This is a genomic window from Bacteroidales bacterium (assembly GCA_016709865.1).
In the GTDB taxonomy this organism is placed as follows: domain Bacteria; phylum Bacteroidota; class Bacteroidia; order Bacteroidales; family VadinHA17; genus LD21.
The window spans coordinates 440,319-458,428 of the sequence record JADJLX010000005.1; the positions used below are offsets into that span (position 1 = coordinate 440,319).

14 protein-coding genes and 1 other RNA gene are annotated in these 18,110 nt (G+C 40.1%); 9 read left to right on the plus strand and 6 right to left on the minus strand.

The window, feature by feature from the left end; all coding sequences use genetic code 11:
* Positions 1 to 93: 93 nt before the first annotated feature.
* Together IPJ16_10490 and IPJ16_10495 are read right to left on the minus strand one after the other, a co-directional pair.
* Positions 94 to 327: a hypothetical protein gene (locus IPJ16_10490; GenBank protein ID MBK7627600.1), complete on the minus strand. Its 234-nt coding sequence runs from the start codon at positions 325 to 327 to the stop codon at positions 94 to 96.
* A 163-nt stretch (positions 328 to 490) separates the two neighbouring features.
* The gene (locus tag IPJ16_10495) at positions 491 to 1,702 is read right to left on the minus strand and encodes an S-adenosylmethionine:tRNA ribosyltransferase-isomerase (GenBank protein ID MBK7627601.1); all 1,212 of its coding nucleotides are present in this window, start codon (positions 1,700 to 1,702) and stop codon (positions 491 to 493) included.
* A gap of 113 nt (positions 1,703 to 1,815) precedes the next feature.
* On the opposite strand from IPJ16_10495, the gene rnpB reads away from it, so the two are divergent.
* Positions 1,816 to 2,219: RNase P RNA component class A (gene rnpB, locus IPJ16_10500), an RNA gene on the plus strand.
* 147 nt (positions 2,220 to 2,366) lie between these two features.
* Here rnpB and IPJ16_10505 read toward each other — a convergent pair.
* The 3 genes from IPJ16_10505 to IPJ16_10515 form a co-directional block, all read right to left on the minus strand.
* On the minus strand, positions 2,367 to 3,068 hold the full coding sequence (locus IPJ16_10505) for a hypothetical protein (GenBank protein MBK7627602.1): 702 nt from the start codon (positions 3,066 to 3,068) through the stop codon (positions 2,367 to 2,369).
* Positions 3,069 to 3,093: 25 nt separating this feature from the next.
* Positions 3,094 to 3,921 carry a 3-deoxy-8-phosphooctulonate synthase gene (kdsA, locus tag IPJ16_10510; protein MBK7627603.1) on the minus strand — a complete coding sequence of 276 codons (828 nt, stop codon included), beginning with the start codon at positions 3,919 to 3,921 and terminating at the stop codon, positions 3,094 to 3,096.
* 149 nt (positions 3,922 to 4,070) lie between these two features.
* Entirely contained in the window at positions 4,071 to 5,369 is a 1,299-nt protein-coding gene (locus IPJ16_10515; protein ID MBK7627604.1) for a replication-associated recombination protein A, read from the minus strand.
* Between the two features lie 234 nt (positions 5,370 to 5,603).
* Here IPJ16_10515 and ggt point away from each other — a divergent pair, with 234 nt between their 5' ends.
* The 3 genes from ggt (at position 5,604) to IPJ16_10530 (ending at position 9,360) form a co-directional block, all read left to right on the plus strand.
* Positions 5,604 to 7,193, plus strand: a complete 1,590-nt coding sequence (gene ggt / locus IPJ16_10520; protein MBK7627605.1) for a gamma-glutamyltransferase — start codon at positions 5,604 to 5,606, stop codon at positions 7,191 to 7,193.
* A 151-nt stretch (positions 7,194 to 7,344) separates the two neighbouring features.
* Positions 7,345 to 8,499 carry a hypothetical protein gene (locus IPJ16_10525; protein ID MBK7627606.1) on the plus strand — a complete coding sequence of 385 codons (1,155 nt, stop codon included), beginning with the start codon at positions 7,345 to 7,347 and terminating at the stop codon, positions 8,497 to 8,499.
* A gap of 90 nt (positions 8,500 to 8,589) precedes the next feature.
* Positions 8,590 to 9,360: an amidohydrolase gene (locus tag IPJ16_10530; protein ID MBK7627607.1), complete on the plus strand. Its 771-nt coding sequence runs from the start codon at positions 8,590 to 8,592 to the stop codon at positions 9,358 to 9,360.
* A 516-nt stretch (positions 9,361 to 9,876) separates the two neighbouring features.
* Here IPJ16_10530 and IPJ16_10535 read toward each other — a convergent pair.
* The gene (locus tag IPJ16_10535) at positions 9,877 to 12,807 is read right to left on the minus strand and encodes an FAD-binding protein (protein MBK7627608.1); all 2,931 of its coding nucleotides are present in this window, start codon (positions 12,805 to 12,807) and stop codon (positions 9,877 to 9,879) included.
* 193 nt (positions 12,808 to 13,000) lie between these two features.
* On the opposite strand from IPJ16_10535, the gene pta reads away from it, so the two are divergent.
* The 5 genes from pta to IPJ16_10560 are packed head-to-tail and all read left to right on the plus strand — an operon-like array spanning position 13,001 to position 18,088.
* A complete protein-coding gene (pta, locus tag IPJ16_10540) occupies positions 13,001 to 14,008 on the plus strand; it encodes a phosphate acetyltransferase (GenBank protein ID MBK7627609.1) in 1,008 nt (335 codons plus the stop codon).
* A gap of 16 nt (positions 14,009 to 14,024) precedes the next feature.
* Complete coding sequence (locus IPJ16_10545; GenBank protein ID MBK7627610.1) at positions 14,025 to 14,993, plus strand: 3-hydroxyacyl-CoA dehydrogenase family protein; 969 nt, start codon at positions 14,025 to 14,027, stop codon at positions 14,991 to 14,993.
* 43 nt (positions 14,994 to 15,036) lie between these two features.
* Positions 15,037 to 16,248: an acetate kinase gene (locus tag IPJ16_10550; GenBank protein MBK7627611.1), complete on the plus strand. Its 1,212-nt coding sequence runs from the start codon at positions 15,037 to 15,039 to the stop codon at positions 16,246 to 16,248.
* A gap of 27 nt (positions 16,249 to 16,275) precedes the next feature.
* On the plus strand, positions 16,276 to 17,178 hold the full coding sequence (locus IPJ16_10555; protein MBK7627612.1) for a bifunctional enoyl-CoA hydratase/phosphate acetyltransferase: 903 nt from the start codon (positions 16,276 to 16,278) through the stop codon (positions 17,176 to 17,178).
* Positions 17,179 to 17,185: 7 nt separating this feature from the next.
* Positions 17,186 to 18,088 carry a phosphate acetyltransferase gene (locus IPJ16_10560; protein ID MBK7627613.1) on the plus strand — a complete coding sequence of 301 codons (903 nt, stop codon included), beginning with the start codon at positions 17,186 to 17,188 and terminating at the stop codon, positions 18,086 to 18,088.
* The last annotated feature ends 22 nt before the right edge of the window (positions 18,089 to 18,110 follow it).

Genomic DNA, 18,110 nt, shown 5'->3' on the forward strand with positions numbered 1-18,110 from the left:
AATATTTATCAGAAATATCACTGCAAAGTGTGTGCCAACTAAATTTTGATAAACAATCAAATCTCTGACCCCGACATTTAAAGTATCTGATATTTACTCATCGTTTTTGTCTTTTGTAAAAAAAACCTCAACTATTTTTAGATATGCCCTGAAAGTTCTGTATAATCCGTAAAAGATAAAAGTTATACCCATTATTACTATTACCGGCCTGTTTAGGCTACCCGCATCAAAGAAGAATAAAAGATAGATCCCGGCAGAAAGATAGAACACTACCATAAAGATTGAGAAAATTGCAGTAACCTGTTGCATTAATCGGTTCTCATTCATGATTAATAATTTTGGTCCAAATAAACAAAAAATCAAATAACAATCAAAATTAAACTAAATATTTCGTTATAACAAAAATATGATACAATATACATTGTAATTTTATAATATTTTGTTGTAGGGACGCAATATTTTGCGTCCCTACAATAACAATATTCCATCATCAAAATAATACGGAACTGTCTCCATAACTAAGGAACCTGAAATTATTATTCAATGCATATTTGTAGACTTCTTTCCAATTTTCTCCAATCCAGGCAGATATAAGAAGGAGCAGGGTGCTTTTTGGCTGATGGAAATTGGTTATCATGCCGTTTATGATCCTGAATTCATAACCCGGAATAATAATAATGCTTGTCGATGCCTCGAGAATTGATGTATTTCTTTTTTTCATGAATTCAAGTAAACTTTCCAGCGACTCTCTGGCAGAGATTTTTGAGTCAGTGCTATAAGCATCCCACTGACCAAGCGACAGAGGTTCTCCCGGGTTTACATTACTGCAGGCTATCTTAACGCCAATCCAGTAAAGCGATTCCAGAGTTCTTACTGAGGTTGTCCCCACAGGTATTATCTTTCCGCTATAATCGATAAGAAGCTGAATTGTATCTGCGGTAATATAGAAATGCTCACAATGCATCTCATGGTCATTAATGTTCTTTGTTTTAACAGGCTGAAAAGTTCCGGCTCCAACATGTAAAGTTAATTCAGTAAGTTTTACATCATTTTTACGAAGTTTTTCAAATACTTCTTCATTAAAGTGTAATCCGGCTGTCGGCGCAGCAACCGAGCCTTTTACAGAAGAGTAGACAGTCTGGTAACGTATATTATCCTCTTTTTCATCTTCCCTGTTAATATACGGAGGCAAGGGTATATGTCCGGCAGCATCAATTACCTCACCAAAACTTGTTAACGGCGAATCCCATGTAAATCTGATTCTCCAGGCTTCTCCTTCCTGACATACTTTCTCTGCCGAGAGTATATAGTCTTTTTGATTTATTGAGTAGGGAAGGAGCAGCTTTCCTTTTTTCCATTTTTTAAGATTCCCTACAATACACTTCCATTCCACAGGTCCGGTCGATCCAAACGACATCTGGTATTCAGCAGGAGAAAGCGGTTCGAGACATAGTATTTCAATCGCGGCTCCTGATTCTTTACGGAAAAGGAGCCTGGCACGGATGACTCTGGTATTATTAAAAACAAGCAGCGATCCCTTTGGAATGTAGTTATCCAGATTTCTGAAAATATCTTTTTTGATATTGCCCTGTCTGTAAACCAAAAGATTCGACATATCTCTTTCCCCCACAGGATATTGAGCTATCCTCTCCTCAGGTAAGTCATAATCATAATCTTCGATATTTATTGCTCCTCTTTCCATTAAATTAATTGACCTGCATTGTTTGCCGTGTGCCGTGTGTCGTGCGTCGTAAGTCGTGAGTCTTTAGTCGTGAATCGTGTGCAAAAGTAGTTAATATTTCTTACCTTTGCACCGCAGCAGGCTGTTCCATCGCGCCGTTCTGAGATTTATCAATAGGCGGTGAGGAAAGTCCGGGCAACAAAGAGCACCATACTTCCTAACGGGAAGATATCCGCGAGGGTATAGTTAGTGTAACAGAAAATAACCGCCTTAGGCGACGCCCCGAGCGTAGCCGAGGGGTAAGGGTGAAAAGGTGAGGTAAGAGCTTACCGGTCCGGGTGGCAACATCAGGAGCCGTACACCTTATGGGTTGAAAGACCATGTATACCGGCGATCAGGGCTGCTCGTCCAGTGCCGGGGGGTAGGTCGTAGGAGCACGGCAGTGATGCCGTGACCAGATAAATGATGGATACCGGTTTTAATATCTCTCGCAGAAACCAAAACCGTACAGAAACCGGCTTACAGGCCAGCTGCAAACAGAAAAGGCGCCCAAATCGGACGCCTTTTTATTTTATTCTATTTTCATGTAGAGACGCAATGCATTGCGTCTCTATCATATCCCTTGTCTTTTATAGGTAAAGACGCAATGCATTGCGTCTCTACAATACAACAAAAACCAAAATCATTATTTGATTTTAAAAACACTGTCTTCGATAGGAAGATTTACTTCAACTTTGTCAAAAATTATCATGAACTCCATACCCTGTGCTGATGAGGTTGTCTTCATAGGTAGAAGCAGTCCGTTAGTTTCTTTGTAATCAGATGGATATGAATCAACAGTTACAGTTGTTCCCTGTGAACTGACCGTGGTGCTGTTCTTAACAAGAAGATAGGATGCTTTGTCGATAAACATATCTGTTGTGTTTCCTCCATCCAGACTGACTTTTATCTTGAATGCAGGCTTGTCGTTTACATTTTCCTGTCCGACAAGTGTGAGTTTGCCCTCTTTCAGATATGTTGCCATGAAATTATTGAAAAGGTTGCTGGTCTGGGTCTGTTTAACCTGATCTGCAGACATTTCAACAGGTTCGGCGGAGCCTGTCATAGGATTGATTGAGTATCCTTTAACACCGTCAAATACAGATATCATTTCCTGTCCGTTGAAATTGGTGACAGTCTTGATTTTATTTGGATTTTTCATCCACATCTCAAGCGGAAGATCCATTCCCATCATCGACATCTTTCCGGTGATCTTGATTGTTGACAGAGCAGAAATTTTATCCTGCTTGTTGGCTTCTGAGTACTTTTTTACAATTTCTTCAAGTGATTGAGCATTGATAGCGGTTGCAATAATTAGTCCGGTAAGGACAAAAATGAGCTTTTTCATGTAATTGGATTTAAAATTTAAATGATTAAAATGAATTTATTGTTTTTCTTAATACGACAAGCCTGCCTAAAAGTAAGTCCATACCTGATAAGATCAGCATATTGGCACCATCTGATTTTGCAATTCCGGGATTCGGATGAGTTTCGATGAAAATTCCATCAGCCCCGACACTTATTGCTGCTTTGCCAATAGTCTCTATCATATCGGGTCTTCCTCCCGATACCCCGGCCTCCTGATTTGGCTGCTGAAGTGAATGTGTTATATCCATTATAACAGGAACTCCGATCTTCTGCATCTCCGGGATATTTCTGAAATCGACAACAATATCCTGATATCCGAACATATTACCCCTGTCAGTCAGCGTGATATTATTGTTTCCTGATTCTTTTACCTTTTCAACGGCGAACTTCATTGAAGCTCCTGAAAGAAATTGTCCCTTTTTAATATTAATCCACTTTCCTGTTTTCGCAGCAGCGACCAGAAGGTCAGTTTGTCTGCACAAAAATGCCGGAATCTGAAGAACGTCAACATAATCAGCAGCCATCTGTGCCTCATCCGGATTATGAATGTCAGTGATTACAGGAACGGAATACCTGTTCCTTACTTCAGCAAGTATTTTTAAGGCTTTTATATCGCCTATGCCTGAAAATGAATCACCTTTGGATCTGTTGGCTTTCCTGTATGATGATTTGAAAATAAAAGGAATACTGTATTTCTCTGATAAAGACTTAAGATGTTCAGCTGTTTCAAATATAATCGCCTCACTCTCAACAACACAGGGACCGGCAATTAAAAGAAAATTACCTGATTCTTTGAATTTTATTCCGGGAATATTTATTCCAGCTTTAGACATATTGTAACAAAATTAGAATTTTTTTTATAATAAAATGATAATGTCTTTTCTTTTCTCTGTGTAACTCTGTGCTTCTCAGTGTCTCTCTGTGACAGTTCTTTTTATTTCACAGAGATCCACAGAGGCATCACAGAGATTTCACAGAGATATTACTTATCATATTTGTAAATATCTTTCCACATTACAGATAATCTCTTTCTTATCTCTTCTTCTTTTGGATTAGCTCCCGGATCATAAAAAGTCCTTCCTTTTATCTCCTCCGGAAGAAAATTATCCTGAACAAAATTACCTGAATAGCTGTGTGCATATTTATACTCTTTTCCATACCCAAGGTTCTTCATTAGCCGGGTAGGGGCATTTCTTATATGTAACGGCACAGGAAGATCTCCTTCTGTCCTGACAGCCTCAATTGCGCTCTCAATGGCCATATATGATGCATTGCTCTTTGGTGAGGTTGCAAGATATACGGCAGCTTCAGAGAGTATTATTCTCGATTCAGGCCATCCTATTACATTAACAGCTTCAAAGCATGCCTGGGCGAGCAGAAGTGCATTCGGATTGGCAAGACCTATATCCTCTGCAGCAAGAATAAGCATCCTTCGTGCAATAAATTTCGGATCTTCACCGCCTTCAACCATTCTGGCCAGCCAGTAAACTGCGGCATTCGGATCACTGCCCCTGAGCGATTTAATGAATGCCGAAATAATGTCGTAATGCTGTTCTCCGTTCTTGTCATACATCGCCAGATTCTTCTGGACATGTTTCAGCACCTTCTCATTATTAATAATGATCTTTTCAGATGACGCTTCATCAGATTCCGAGCTTACAACAAGTTCAAGCGCATTATACAGTTTCCTCGCATCTCCTCCGGAGATTCTGATAAGAGCTTCGTATTCTTCAATTGAAATATCAAGTGCAGCAAGATATCTGTCTTTTTTAAGTGCCGTATTTGTTAATGATACCAGTTCATCTTCAGTCAGTGGTTGCATTACGTACACCTGGCATCTCGAAAGAAGAGGGGATATAACTTCAAATGAAGGATTCTCAGTTGTGGCTCCTATTAATGTTATTACTCCCTGTTCAACTGCACTTAAAAGAGAATCCTGCTGCGATTTATTGAAGCGGTGAATCTCATCTATAAAGAGTATGGGATTAGGTTGATTGAAGAATTGTTGTTTCTTGGCTTTTTCAATTGTTTCTCTAACATCCTTAACGCCTGAATGTACTGCACTAAGTGAAAAGAAAGGTCTTTTAAGTGTATTTGCGATGATGCCGGCCAGAGTGGTTTTGCCTACTCCGGGAGGACCCCACAGAATAAAAGAAGGAATATTCCCCGACTCAATTACTCTTCGCAGTACAGCATCCTTGCCAACCAGGTGTTCCTGACCGCAGAAATCTGCCAGATCCTTGGGTCTGAGCCTTTCAGCAAGAGGTTGATTTGCCAGCATCGAAAAAGATTTTGCGTAAAAGTAATAAAACAATTTTTCTTATGATAGTATTATGAAGCCATGCAACCTAAATTGTGACTTTATTGTTATACTTGTAATTAGAAAAAGTAATCTCTCATGCTAAGATCCTCAGTAGCCCTTCTTATTCTGATCTCACTTTCAGGTTGTTCCGGTAAATCCGGTTCCATAAATAACATAATTAAACAGGGCAAAGGAATTATTACAGATCATGGGATGGTGGTTTCTGCACATCCTGAAAGTTCACTTATAGGTACAAAAATACTACAGGCAGGAGGCAATGCGATTGATGCTGCTGTAGCTACTGAGTTTGCGCTTGCTGTATGCTATCCTGAAGCAGGTAATATTGGTGGTGGGGGATTCATGGTTATCAGACTTGCTGATGGAAATACAGATGTTATAGATTACAGGGAGAAAGCACCATTAAGTGCATCACGGGATATGTATCTTGATAAGGCTGGTAATGTTATTGAAGGCTTAAGTACTGATACTCATCTGGCCAGCGGTGTTCCGGGTACTGTCGACGGTATGATAACTGCTCATTCCAGGTATGGAGTACTTCCATTTAAGGATGTTATTCAGCCTGCTATTGATATTGCAGAAAAAGGATTCCCGCTTACCAGGGGACAGGCAGTCCGGCTTAATGTTGCAAAAACAATTTTTCTTGCAAGAAATGCTTCACGAACATCATTTATAAAGGATTCCCTATGGAAAGAAGGTGACACTCTTGTTCAGAAAGATCTTGCAGGAACACTCAGGCTGATCAGGGATTTTGGCAGGGATGGTTTTTATTCAGGTAAAACAGCCCGGCTGATTGTTAAAGAGATGAAGAGAGGAAATGGAATTGTCTCTGAACAGGATCTTAATGGTTATAAGTCAGTTACCAGAGATCCACTTACTTCAGATTATAAGGGGTATCGGGTAATCACAGTGCCTCCCCCTTCAAGCGGAGGGATAATTCTTATTCAGCTTCTTAAAATGACTGAAAAATATCCTGTTAAAGAGTGGGGATTTCATTCTTTTAAAAGTATTCATCTGATTGCAGAAGCTGAGAGAAGATCATTTGCTGACCGTTCAGAATATCTTGGCGATCCTGATTTTATGAGTGTAAAGTCAGATCAGCTTATTAACAGTGATTATTTGCTTTCCCGTATGAATTCATATGATGAAGAAAAGGCATCAGTTTCAAAGGATATTAAACCCGGATTGCCGGAAGCATATTCCAGCGAGGAAACAACACATTATTCGGTTGTAGATCAACTTGGAAATGCAGTTTCTGCAACCACAACTCTCAACGGAACCTATGGTAACAGTATCGTTGTCGACAGCGCTGGTTTCTTCTTAAACAATCAGATGGATGATTTTTCAACCAAGCCGGGAACACCTAATATGTATGGCCTGGTAGGAGGCGAAGTCAATTCGGTTCAGCCAGGAAAGAAAATTCTCAGTTCTATGACTCCGTCAATTGTTGAAAAAGATGGAAAACTTTTTCTTGTTGCCGGATCTCCGGGTGGATCAACGATACCTACCACTGTTTTTCAGTTGATAATCAACGTTATAGATTATGGGATGAGTATTCAGGATGCCACCGATGCCGGCAGGTTTCATCATCAGTGGCTGCCTGATCAGATCAGTTACGAGCAGGCTGCAATCGACAGTATCACAGTAGGGAAGCTGGCAAATATGGGGCATTCTCTCGTCAGGCGCTCATCTATAGGGAGCATTAATGCTATAATGATATTACCTGATGGGAGAAAGGCCGGTGGTGCGGATAAAAGAGGTAATAATTCATCATGCGGATACTAACAGTTTTGTGGTTCAATAATTTTTACTAAATTGCCTCAAATTTATTTTATTTAAAAAAAATAAATTAATACTTTTAACAATTGAAATATAGATTTTTAGTTAGAATCAGATTATTGTTATTGTATTTGAATACATTCAGATATATTCAGTTATGAAAAAAACACTGCTTATTGTAGGTATCATTCTGGCGGTAATCGTTGCCCTGCCGGTCATTAACCTGATCAGATGGACTTTTCAGTCGAAAAAGCCAATGAACATTATATTGGTAGACAAGACTGTTCCTAACATAGAAAGATTACATCATAAGTCTTTCAACTGGATTCTGACCAACGAAAGATTTGTTAAAAAGGAGAATAAATCAAGCTACTCGTACAGAAAGGATTACTACGGTTTCTACCCACAGAGACCATTACGTGACCATAAATGGGACAGAAATGATTATCGTCTGACAGATCTTATTAATCTGGCTGAAAATAACGATGCTGTCTATTTTGCTGACACTTATGGGGTATTTTTCAATGACTGGTACAGGGGAATAAATAAGAGCCGCAAGTCAAGAAAATTATACGGTAGTCTTAATAATAATGACTTCCTCCTCATTAAGGAGATGAAAGACAGAAATAAGCTTATTGTAATGGAGTATAACTCCTTCGACTACCCAACCGCAGCATTCGAATCTGTAAGGACACAGGAAAAACTTGGTATATCGTTCTCTGGCTGGACAGGTAAATATTTCCATACCCTCGATACAACAGGTCCTGAATTTCCAATCTGGATGACAGCTATGTACAGGAAAGAACATAAGAAACCATGGACGTTTACGAAGCCTGGAATAGTAATCCTCAGAGAAAAAAATATTATTGTTCTTGAAGAGGGAACACACCTGGCGACTGCTTTACCACAGATCATTACCAGCCCTGAGTACGCAGAAAAATACGGTGTTGCTGAGTCAGTTGCCTTCGACCAGTGGTTTGATATTATTGATCCTCTGCAGAATACAGTTATTTCAAAATACAAGATTGCCACTACTCCGATAGGAGATACATTGTTGGCCGTCAGTAATTTATTAAGTGAGTTTCCTGCTGTTACCCAGGAATCAGTTACAAAAACTGTATTCTATTTTTCAGGCGATTTTGCCAGTACTGATATTCCTTTCTGGATCTCCAGATTTAAAGGTGTTAACAAACTTAAAGGAATACTCTATTCTGATAAGCCTGAGGATACAAGAAGATTCTTCTGGCTCTATTACAGACCTTTGGTTAATGGAATATTTACCGAGTATTACGATTCCAAAAAAACAAAATAGAATAATATACGATATCAGAATGAAGGGACATGTCGCGGCATGTCCCTCTTTTTTGATACCCGCTCATTAATACAATTCATAATCTGTTAAATGAAAATATCAGTAATTCAATCCGACCTTGAGTGGGAAAACAAGTCAGGCAATCTTAAAAAGCTTGAAAAGCTGATAATTCCTCTCTATAATATGACAGATGTTGTTGTACTGCCTGAAATGTTCAATACAGGCTTTTCCATGCGTCCGGCAGAACTAAGTGAACCTGCTGATGGAGAAACACTTGTCTGGATGAAATCCGCTGCCTCAAAAGGTAATTTTGGTCTTTGCGGGAGCTATATGGTTCGTTCTGAAGGCAAATATTATAACCGGTGGGTGTTCGTATCCCCCGAAGGTGAGTCATGGTCCTATGATAAGCGACATCTCTTTAGCATGGGGGAGGAGAACAAGCATTTTTCAGCAGGAAAATCCAGATTGATCTTTACTTTCAGGGGTATCAGAATCAGTCCATACATCTGCTATGATTTACGATTCCCTGTCTGGAGCAGAAACAAAAATGAATACGATCTGGCAATATATTCAGCAAACTGGCCTGAAGCAAGAATAAATGTATGGGATACACTTATTAAGGCCCGTGCTATAGAGAATCAGTGCTTTGTTGCCGGATCAAATATTATTGGAACGGATGGAAATGGTATTAAGTATTGTGGTAATTCGGTGATTATCAGCCCGCGGGGAGAAGTTATCTCATTCGCTGAAACGGGTAAAACCTGTTCTATAACTTCAGATATCTCTCTTGAGGAGTTGACCGATTTCAGAGCCAAATTCCCTGTATCCAACGATGCCGACAACTTTTCCCTAAGTCTATAAACTAAGTTTCGGGGATGAATGAGAAATTTGATAAGAAAGTTTCCCCTCCTTTTGAAGCTAATCTTGCATCACATCTCAATTTGAGTAATTGCTTAAAGAGATAAGTAGATCCCTCGCTGGTGCTGCTAATGACATCTTCCTGCAACACATTCTTTATTAAATAATTACACTTTTGTAGCCAGCATTGATCTATTAATCTTATAATGAGAGAAGGAGATCCTTCATTCATCCTTTTCTAATTGTGGGATATTGAGAAATTATCAGGAAGGATGAATTCAGGATGACACCATTTTTGGTGTGAGGTATGTGTAAGGAAGAAACGGCGATTCGCGAGTGAAATATACCACGAATAAAATGTCGTTGCGAATCGCCGTTTCTTCCTCCCATGTCCCAAAAAATAACCTGTTCCAATTCCGAAAGGGCTTGGGAGGTTTGGAGGAAGGCCCGCTTAACAAGTTGTGTATAAAGATTAGCTTTCAAAAGGAGGGCCTGCCCCGCTTTTGGCGGGAGGAAATGTCACTTCCTCAGCGCCTCATAAAGCACCACCACCGGCGCCATCGCCACCCTGCCAGTCCCATCTTTTATATGATGTCTGCAGCTGGTACCCGGTGCAGCGATAATGGTTTCTGCATCAGAATTCCTCACTACAGGAAATAACACAAGCTCCCCAATCTTATTCGACAGCTCAATATGTTCCTTCTCGTAACCAAATGATCCGGCCATACCGCAGCAACCTGATGGAATCTCTTTAACAGAGTAATTAACCGGTATAGAAAGTATTTCAATACTGCTTGCAGAAGATGCTATTGCTTTTTGCTGACAATGACCATGGAGTAATATATTTGCCTTATTTTCAACAAATAAGCTGCGGTCAATTCTTCCTTCACGGTATTCTCTTGCAATAAATTCATCAACCATAAAACTGTTGAGAGCAATTTTATCGGCTGCCTCTTTCAATTCTGGCCCGGCAAGTTCCGGATACTCATCCCTGAATCCCAGAATAGCCGATGGTTCAATCCCCAGCAATGGCATATCCTTATTAATAATAGGGGAGAATACCCTTATATTCTCCTGAATTCTCTTCCTGGCACTCCTGACCAGCCCCTTTGATAAAAATGTTCTTGCGCTTACACTATGGTCAACAGTTACAACCTTATAACTGAGTGAGGTCAGTAACCTGATTGCAGCGATGCCTGCCTCAGTATCGTTATAATCAGTGAATTCATCAACAAACAGGCATACAGTGCCCTGTGGATTGACGGGGTTTATTGAGGAAATATTCTTTTTTATCCATTTCCTTAGTGTGGTTCTATATAATAAAGGTATCGACCGCTCAGAAGCAAAACCAATAACTTTCTTGAATGTTCCGGAGGTAATTTTGTTCTTCAAAACAAAGTTATAGACCGGAGGAACCAATGATCCGATCTTGTTAAATGCTGTAATGTAGGCAATTAACCTTGTTCTCAGAGGAATGCCGTGTTTGTCGTACCAGTGCTGCAGGAACTCTGATTTTATCTTTGCAATATCAACACTTGAAGGACATTCCGATTTACAGCCTTTACATCCAAGACAAAGATCCAGAACATCATAGATCTCCTTATGATCCCATGGATCGTCTCCCTGACTGATAAATTCGCGTACTACATTTGCCCTTGCCCTTGTTGTTTTATCCTCATCTCCGGTTGCCATGTAACTCGGACACATTGTGCCACCGATCTTTATCGACTTGCGGCAATCTGCTGAGCCGTTACATCTTTCTGCAGCTCTCACAAAACCATCACTTGAGGAGAAGTCATAGATTGTCTCGATTTCTCTTGTGAGCACCCCTGGAACGTATCGTAGTGAGCTGTTCATTGCCGGGGTATTTGTGATCTTCCCGGGATTCATAATTATCTGCGGATCCCAGCACTCTTTCACCTGTTTTAGCAGCTGGTAGTTCTTTTCTCCAATCATCAGGGGAATGAATTCACCTCTTAACCTCCCGTCTCCATGTTCTCCGCTGAGTGAGCCTCTGTACTTTTTTACAATTTTGGCTGTTTCGAGTCCGATACTTCTGAACAGCTCAACATCTGATGTTTTCTTAAGGTCCAGAATCGGCCTGATGTGAAGCTCCCCGGTACCGATATGTGCATGAAATACAGCCTCTTTGCCAAAGCCGGCAAGCATTCTTTCAATATCATCTATATACTCCGGCATCTGCTCAACATTAACTGCTGTATCTTCAATAAGGGATACCGGTTTGGGATCACCCTTCATATTCGCTAATACACCCAGTCCTGCTTTCCTCAGTTCCCATACTTTCGAAATGTCCTTCCCTTTAACAACTGGAAAAGCATACCCGTAACCGGCTTCCTTCAGAGCGCTTATCAGTTCAGAAGCAACAGTGTCTATTTCCTGAACACTATTTCTGGCAAACTCAACAATAACAATTGCTTCAGGATCTCCCTCTAGAAAGAATCTGTTATTTCTCTGACTTACATTATCCTCGGTAAGCTTAAGGATCTTGTTATCCATCATTTCCACGGCTCCCGGACCAAATTTCAGAGCGATAAGATTAGCAAGGAATGCATCGTTTCTTTTCTTCAGATGAACACATACAAGTGCCTTATTGACAGGTGGTAAAGGAACAAGATTAAGCTTAATTTCGGTTGTGACAGCCAGTGTTCCCTCTGAGCCGGTAAGCAACTTGCAGAAGTTGAATTTCTTCTCTGATTTATCATTAAATATTTCCGAATCAAGTAGCATGTCAATGGCATATCCGGTATTCCTTCTGGGTACTTTAGGATCGGGAAATCCTTCACGGATGCTGTTTTGATTCTCCTTGTCCCCAAGCATTTTTTTAATATTCCTGTATAAATCTCCCTCCAGATTGGTAAGATTACATTTTAATTCGAAAGACTCTTTATCCAGAGGCCCGAATGTGGCTTCACTTCCGTCGCTCAGAATTGTCTTTAATTCAATTGTATGGTCACGTGTGGATCCGTAAATAACAGAATGAGAGCCACATGCATTGTTGCCTACCATTCCCCCGATATTGCACCGGTTTGAGGTTGATGTCTCCGGCCCAAAAAACAAGCCGTGTTTTTTAAGTTCAAGATTGAGCTCGTCAAGAACAACGCCCGGCTCAACTCTAACCCATTTCTCCTCTTTGTTTATCTCTACTATCCTGTTGAGATGCCTGGAAATGTCTACAATTATGCCTGAACTGACTACCTGGCCCGCTAATGATGTACCGGCGGCCCTTACAGTGATACCTGTTTTTTCTTCCCTGGCAAACTGAAGTAGTTTTTTTATGTCCGAATTATTCTTGGGCCAGGCTACTGCAAGTGGCTCCTCCCTGTAGGCAGAGGCATCCGTAGCATAAATTGCTTTTGTTAAAGTATCAAACTTTATTTCACCATCAAGATTATTGGCAAGAGAATCAAGTCGTGACAGAAGGTTGTTCATGTAGATTAAAATATTTGAGCTGCTAAATTAGAAAAATGATTTGATCGTGGTTTTATGTTTTGTTTTTTGTTAAAATTTAATTCTTAAAAAAATCAATAAATGATATTAATCATGTTATTCAAAATTGTTTAATAGAACTTTTTTTTCGTACATTTATAAAAAATATTTGAACTCATTAATATATTGATACACAATGGAATTATTAGATCGCATCAAACAAAATGCCAAGAAACACAACATGCGTATTGTGCTTCCCGAAGGATATGAAGAAAGAACAATTAAAGCTGCTGATATAGCAATTCAGGAGAATCTTGCCCAAATCATACTTATAGGCGATCCTGCTGAGATTATTTCACATGCAGCGAAACTGGGACTGAAGAATATCTCAAAAGCCACAATAATTAATCCAAAATCGCATGCCCGGAAAAATCATTATATTGATATTATGGTCGAACTCAGAAAAAGTAAGGGCATGACAAAAGAGGAGGCTTCCAAACTCATTGAAGATCCTCTCTATCTTGGAGTTCTGATGATTAAGGCAGGTGATGCCGATGGTGAAGTTTCAGGTGCTGATCACTCAACAGGCGACGTATTGCGTCCTGCATTCCACTATGTAAAAACAGCCCCTGGCATCTCAGTCGTATCAGGTGCATTTCTTATGATACTTCCTGATAAGAGTTTCGGAGAGAACGGAGTAATTATCTTTGCCGATGGAGCTGTTCATCCTAATCCAAATGAAAAAGAGCTTGCAGAAATAGCAGTGGCATCTGCTCATACTGCCAGGGCTATTGCCGGTTTTGAACCAAGAATTGCGATGCTTAGTTTCTCTACAAAAGGCAGTGCAAAACATGCAATGGTCGATATGGTTGTAAATGCTACCAGAATTGCAAAAGAAATGGCTCCTGACCTGCAGATCGACGGTGAATTACAGGCCGATGCTGCACTTGTTGAAGCGATTGGAAAAAGTAAAGCCCCTGGCAGTTCAATAGCCGGAAAAGCGAATGTTCTCATATTTCCTGATCTTAACTCCGGAAATATCGCATATAAGCTTGTGCAGCGACTTGCTCATGCAGAGGCAATTGGTCCTGTGTTACAGGGTATGGCCGCACCTATTAATGATCTCTCACGAGGTTGTTCAGTTAGCGATATAGTAAGCATGATAGCTATTACTTCAAACCAGGCAGCTGGATTAAAAAAATAAGAAAATAATATTTCGTATGGCAGAAAATACAGAAAAGCTTGAAGATTATGGCCTGTCTCATGAGAGTAAGACCAAAACAATGTTTTCAAGGGTAGGAATTGTTGGAGCGGGTTCAGTAGGACAAAATATCGCGAGAATGATAAGCTCAAAAGGAATGGATGTGATCTTCCTTGAGCTTAACCAGCAGAAGATAGATCAGGCATATCAGGAACTTGCTAAAGAACTTGACCGGATGATTGAGCGCTGGGGTATGACAAATTCTGAAAAACTTGGCATATTGTCAAGGATCAAGGGTACAATGAATTATAATGACTTTAAAGGGTGTGATATCGTAATAGAAGCCATTAAATCATCCAGCCGTGAGCATAGTCATGATATCAGGATGGCAATTTTGAGAAAAATTGAACAGCATGTTGACCGTAACACAATAATTGCTACAAATTCCTCAACACAGGTAATAACCGAACTGACTGCTGACCTTGAACACAAGGACAGATGTGTAAGTTTCCATTTCCTTACTCCGGAAGCAGATGCGAGGGTTGTTGAAATTGTTAAAGGTCTCTACACATCTCAGGAGGCTTATGATAATACTATAAAGTTTGCCAATCTTATTGGTAAAAAAGTTGTTCCTGTAAAAGAATCTCCCGGTATTATCAGTACACGACTTTTTGTTCCGCTTATAAATGAGGCTTGCGAAATACTGATGGAAGGTGTTGGAAGTATGGAGGATATAGATCTGACAATGAAAGTCGGTTTTGGCCTTCCTCTGGGTCCTTTTGAAATGGCAGACAAGATCGGTCTCGATAAAATCCTGCGCTGGTGCGAAAACCTTTATGATGAGTTTGGCGATCTCAAGTACAAGTCATCACCGCTTCTTAAAAAGCTTGTAAGGGCAAATCAATGGGGCAGACGCACTGGAAGAGGCTTTTATGAGTACAATAAGGATGGTGTGAAAATCACAAAGAATGTCTCACTTGAAAGTTAGGTATAACATTTGCTGATAATATTACTTTTATAAAACATTGATAATGAAAATATTAGTTCTTAATTGTGGCAGTTCATCTATAAAATATCAGCTCTTCGACATGGCTACTGCTGTAGTCCTGGCTAAAGGAATTGTTGAAAAAATCGGATTAAAAGGTTCCTTTTTGAAAAATGAAAGATTCGATGGTGACAAAGTAAAGCTTGAGGGTGAAATACTTGACCATCAGACAGGTATTGAATATCTTCTCGGCATGATGGTAAGCAAAAAGAGGGGGGTTATCAAGGACCTCAACGAAATCGATGCAGTTGGTCACCGGCTGGTACATGGCGGTGAACTGTTTCAGGAGAGCTGTTACCTCGATGATGTAACGATCAAAGGTGTCGAAAACTGCTCAGACCTTGCACCTCTGCACAACCCTGCCAACCTCAAGGGTATATATGCAATGAAATCAGTATTGCCAAATGTTCCGCAGGTTGGGGTATTTGACACATCTTTTCATCAGACTATGCCTGATTATTCCTTTATGTATGCATTGCCTTATTCCCTGTATAAAAAGTACGGTATAAGAAGATACGGATTCCATGGTACAAGTCACAGCTATGTTTCAAAGAGAGCCTGTGAGATTTTAAATGTTGATTATAAATCGAAAAAAATAATAACCTGCCATTTAGGTAACGGTGCATCTATTACTGCAATAAAGGATGGCAAATCGCTTGATACTTCGATGGGACTTACACCTGTAGAAGGACTTATCATGGGTACCAGATCAGGTGATGTCGATGCAGGTGCACTGACTTTGATAATGGAGAAGGAGGAGATCGATTTTGCTTCATTAAATACTCTCCTTAATAAGCATAGCGGAGTTCTTGGTGTTTCAGGTATATCATCCGACATGAGAGAAATTGAATCAGCAGCTGCAGAAGGAGATGAGCGTGCTATACTGGCATTAAAGATGTATGAATACCGTGTTAAGAAATATATTGGTGCCTATGCCGCTGCAATGGGAGGCGTTGATATTCTTATATTTACAGGAGGTATTGGCGAGAACGGTTCAGAGACAAGAGAAAACATATGTAAGGACTTTGAATTTATCGGTATCGATTTCGATAAATCAGTAAATGAAGGAGTTCGCGGCAAAGAACTCGTTATAAGCAAGAAAGATTCCAAAGTCACAGTTATGATAGTACCTACAAATGAGGAATTTGTTATAGCTTCTGAAACACGCGATATTGTTGATGCCCGCAAAGCCAAGTAGATAAATAAAATCTTAAAATACTATACAATGGTGTTAAAGAACCTAAATGACCTGAAACATCTTGTTGAGGGCGGACCAAAGAGAAAGTTAGTCCTCGCTGCAGCTCAGGATCAGCACTCACTGGGTGCTGTTATAAAAGCCTGGCATTCCGGCATAATTGAGCCGATACTTATTGGTGATAAGGAGGGTATTCAGAGCATTTGTGCTGCAAACAATTATGATATATCCGGATTACGTATTATTCATGAAACGGTGCCTGAGATGTCAGTTGAGATGGCTGTTAAGATGGTCAGTTCAAAACAGGCAGATATACTCATGAAAGGAAAGATAGGATCTTCAACGCTTCTGAAATGTGTACTGAATAAAGAGTGGGGACTGAGAACGGGGAATCTTTTGTCTCACTTTGCTCTTTTTGAAGTAGATACATATCCCAAGGTAATAGCAGTTACAGATGTGGCAATGAATATTGCACCGAATCTGCAGGATAAAATAGCCATAGTTAATAATTCAGTAGCCTGCCTGAACCGTTTGGGTTATGTTATGCCTAAGGTTGCTGTTTTGGGAGCAGTGGAGATGGTTAATGAGAACATGGAAGCCACTCTGCATGCTGCTCTTCTTTCAAAGATGAATCAGCGTGACCAGATAAAGAATTGCATTATCGACGGTCCTTTGGCATTTGATAATGCAATTAGCCTTGAAAGTGCACAGCATAAAGGAATAAGAAGCGAGGTTGCCGGAGATACAGATCTTTTACTTATGCCTGATATTGAGGTTGGTAATGTGCTCTATAAATCGCTGGTATTCTTTGCGAAAGCAAAGGTTGCTTCAATAATCCTTGGTGCAATGGCACCAATTGTACTTACATCCAGATCGGATTCTGAGCAGGCAAAATTCGACAGTATACTTTTAGCTGCCGCTTCCTGCAGATAATCAAAATATGATCAAGTCTCTCCAACAGTTGGAAGAAAAGGTGCTCAGTCTGAAAAGGAAGCATCGCATTGCAGTTGCCTGGGCACAGGATACAAATACTATTGGCGCTATTGATAAAGCTGTAAAAAAGGGATTTGCTGAGGCTCTGTTACTTGGCAATAAAACAGAGATCAAAAAGACCTGTCAGGCTGAGGGCATCAATTATAAGAACTTCACAATAATAGAATGTGAGAATGAAATTCTGGCTTCTGCAGAGGCTGTCAGATTAGCACGGAACAATGAGGCTGACGTGGTTATGAAGGGCCTTGTTGGAACCGATAAATTTCTCAAAGCTGTAATGGATAAGGAAAAGGGTATCATGTATCCGAATGCAGTACTTAGTTATGTAGGTGCCATGGAGATCCCTGCTTATCATAAGCTTCTCTTTATAACTGATCCTGCTGTAATTCCGTTTCCTGATCTTGATCAGAAAGTTGCCATGGCTGGATATGCAATAGAAATGGCGCATAAATTCGGAATCACTAAGCCAAAGGTCGCACTTATCAGTGCAACAGAAAAAAAGAGCCACCATTTTGCAAGCTCTGCAGATTACACAGCAATGTGCCAGTTGGCTGAAAGTGGTCAGATCATGAATTGTACAATGGATGGACCGCTTGATCTGTTCCTGGCATGTGACAAAAAAAGTGTTCAGATAAAAGGGGTTGATACCCCTGTGGATGGAGATGCTGACATATTACTGTTTCCGTCGCTGGAGTCGAGCAATCCATTCTATAAAGGTTTAATGCTTTTTGCAGGTGGTGAACTTGCCGGACTGATCAGAGGTACCACCAAACCGGTAATTGTTATGTCAAGAAGTGAAAGTGAAAAATCTAAGTATTACTGTATTGCCCTTTCATGCCTGATGGCTTAATATACAGTCAGTAAAGTGTATA

Excerpts from the sequence above, each read along its gene's own strand:
- IPJ16_10525 (MBK7627606.1), top strand. The coding sequence starts at position 7,345 with ATGAAAAAAACACTGCTTATTGTAGGTATCATTCTGGCGGTAATCGTT.
- IPJ16_10535 (MBK7627608.1), bottom strand. The coding sequence starts at position 12,807 with ATGAACAACCTTCTGTCACGACTTGATTCTCTTGCCAATAATCTTGAT.
- IPJ16_10495 (MBK7627601.1), bottom strand. The coding sequence starts at position 1,702 with ATGGAAAGAGGAGCAATAAATATCGAAGATTATGATTATGACTTACCT.
- IPJ16_10515 (MBK7627604.1), bottom strand. The coding sequence starts at position 5,369 with ATGCTGGCAAATCAACCTCTTGCTGAAAGGCTCAGACCCAAGGATCTG.
- ggt (MBK7627605.1), top strand. The coding sequence starts at position 5,604 with ATGGTGGTTTCTGCACATCCTGAAAGTTCACTTATAGGTACAAAAATA.
- pta (MBK7627609.1), top strand. The coding sequence starts at position 13,001 with ATGGAATTATTAGATCGCATCAAACAAAATGCCAAGAAACACAACATG.
- kdsA (MBK7627603.1), bottom strand. The coding sequence starts at position 3,921 with ATGTCTAAAGCTGGAATAAATATTCCCGGAATAAAATTCAAAGAATCA.
- IPJ16_10490 (MBK7627600.1), bottom strand. The coding sequence starts at position 327 with ATGAATGAGAACCGATTAATGCAACAGGTTACTGCAATTTTCTCAATC.
- IPJ16_10560 (MBK7627613.1), top strand. The coding sequence starts at position 17,186 with ATGATCAAGTCTCTCCAACAGTTGGAAGAAAAGGTGCTCAGTCTGAAA.
- IPJ16_10530 (MBK7627607.1), top strand. The coding sequence starts at position 8,590 with ATGAAAATATCAGTAATTCAATCCGACCTTGAGTGGGAAAACAAGTCA.
- IPJ16_10550 (MBK7627611.1), top strand. The coding sequence starts at position 15,037 with ATGAAAATATTAGTTCTTAATTGTGGCAGTTCATCTATAAAATATCAG.
- IPJ16_10505 (MBK7627602.1), bottom strand. The coding sequence starts at position 3,068 with ATGAAAAAGCTCATTTTTGTCCTTACCGGACTAATTATTGCAACCGCT.
- IPJ16_10545 (MBK7627610.1), top strand. The coding sequence starts at position 14,025 with ATGGCAGAAAATACAGAAAAGCTTGAAGATTATGGCCTGTCTCATGAG.
- IPJ16_10555 (MBK7627612.1), top strand. The coding sequence starts at position 16,276 with ATGGTGTTAAAGAACCTAAATGACCTGAAACATCTTGTTGAGGGCGGA.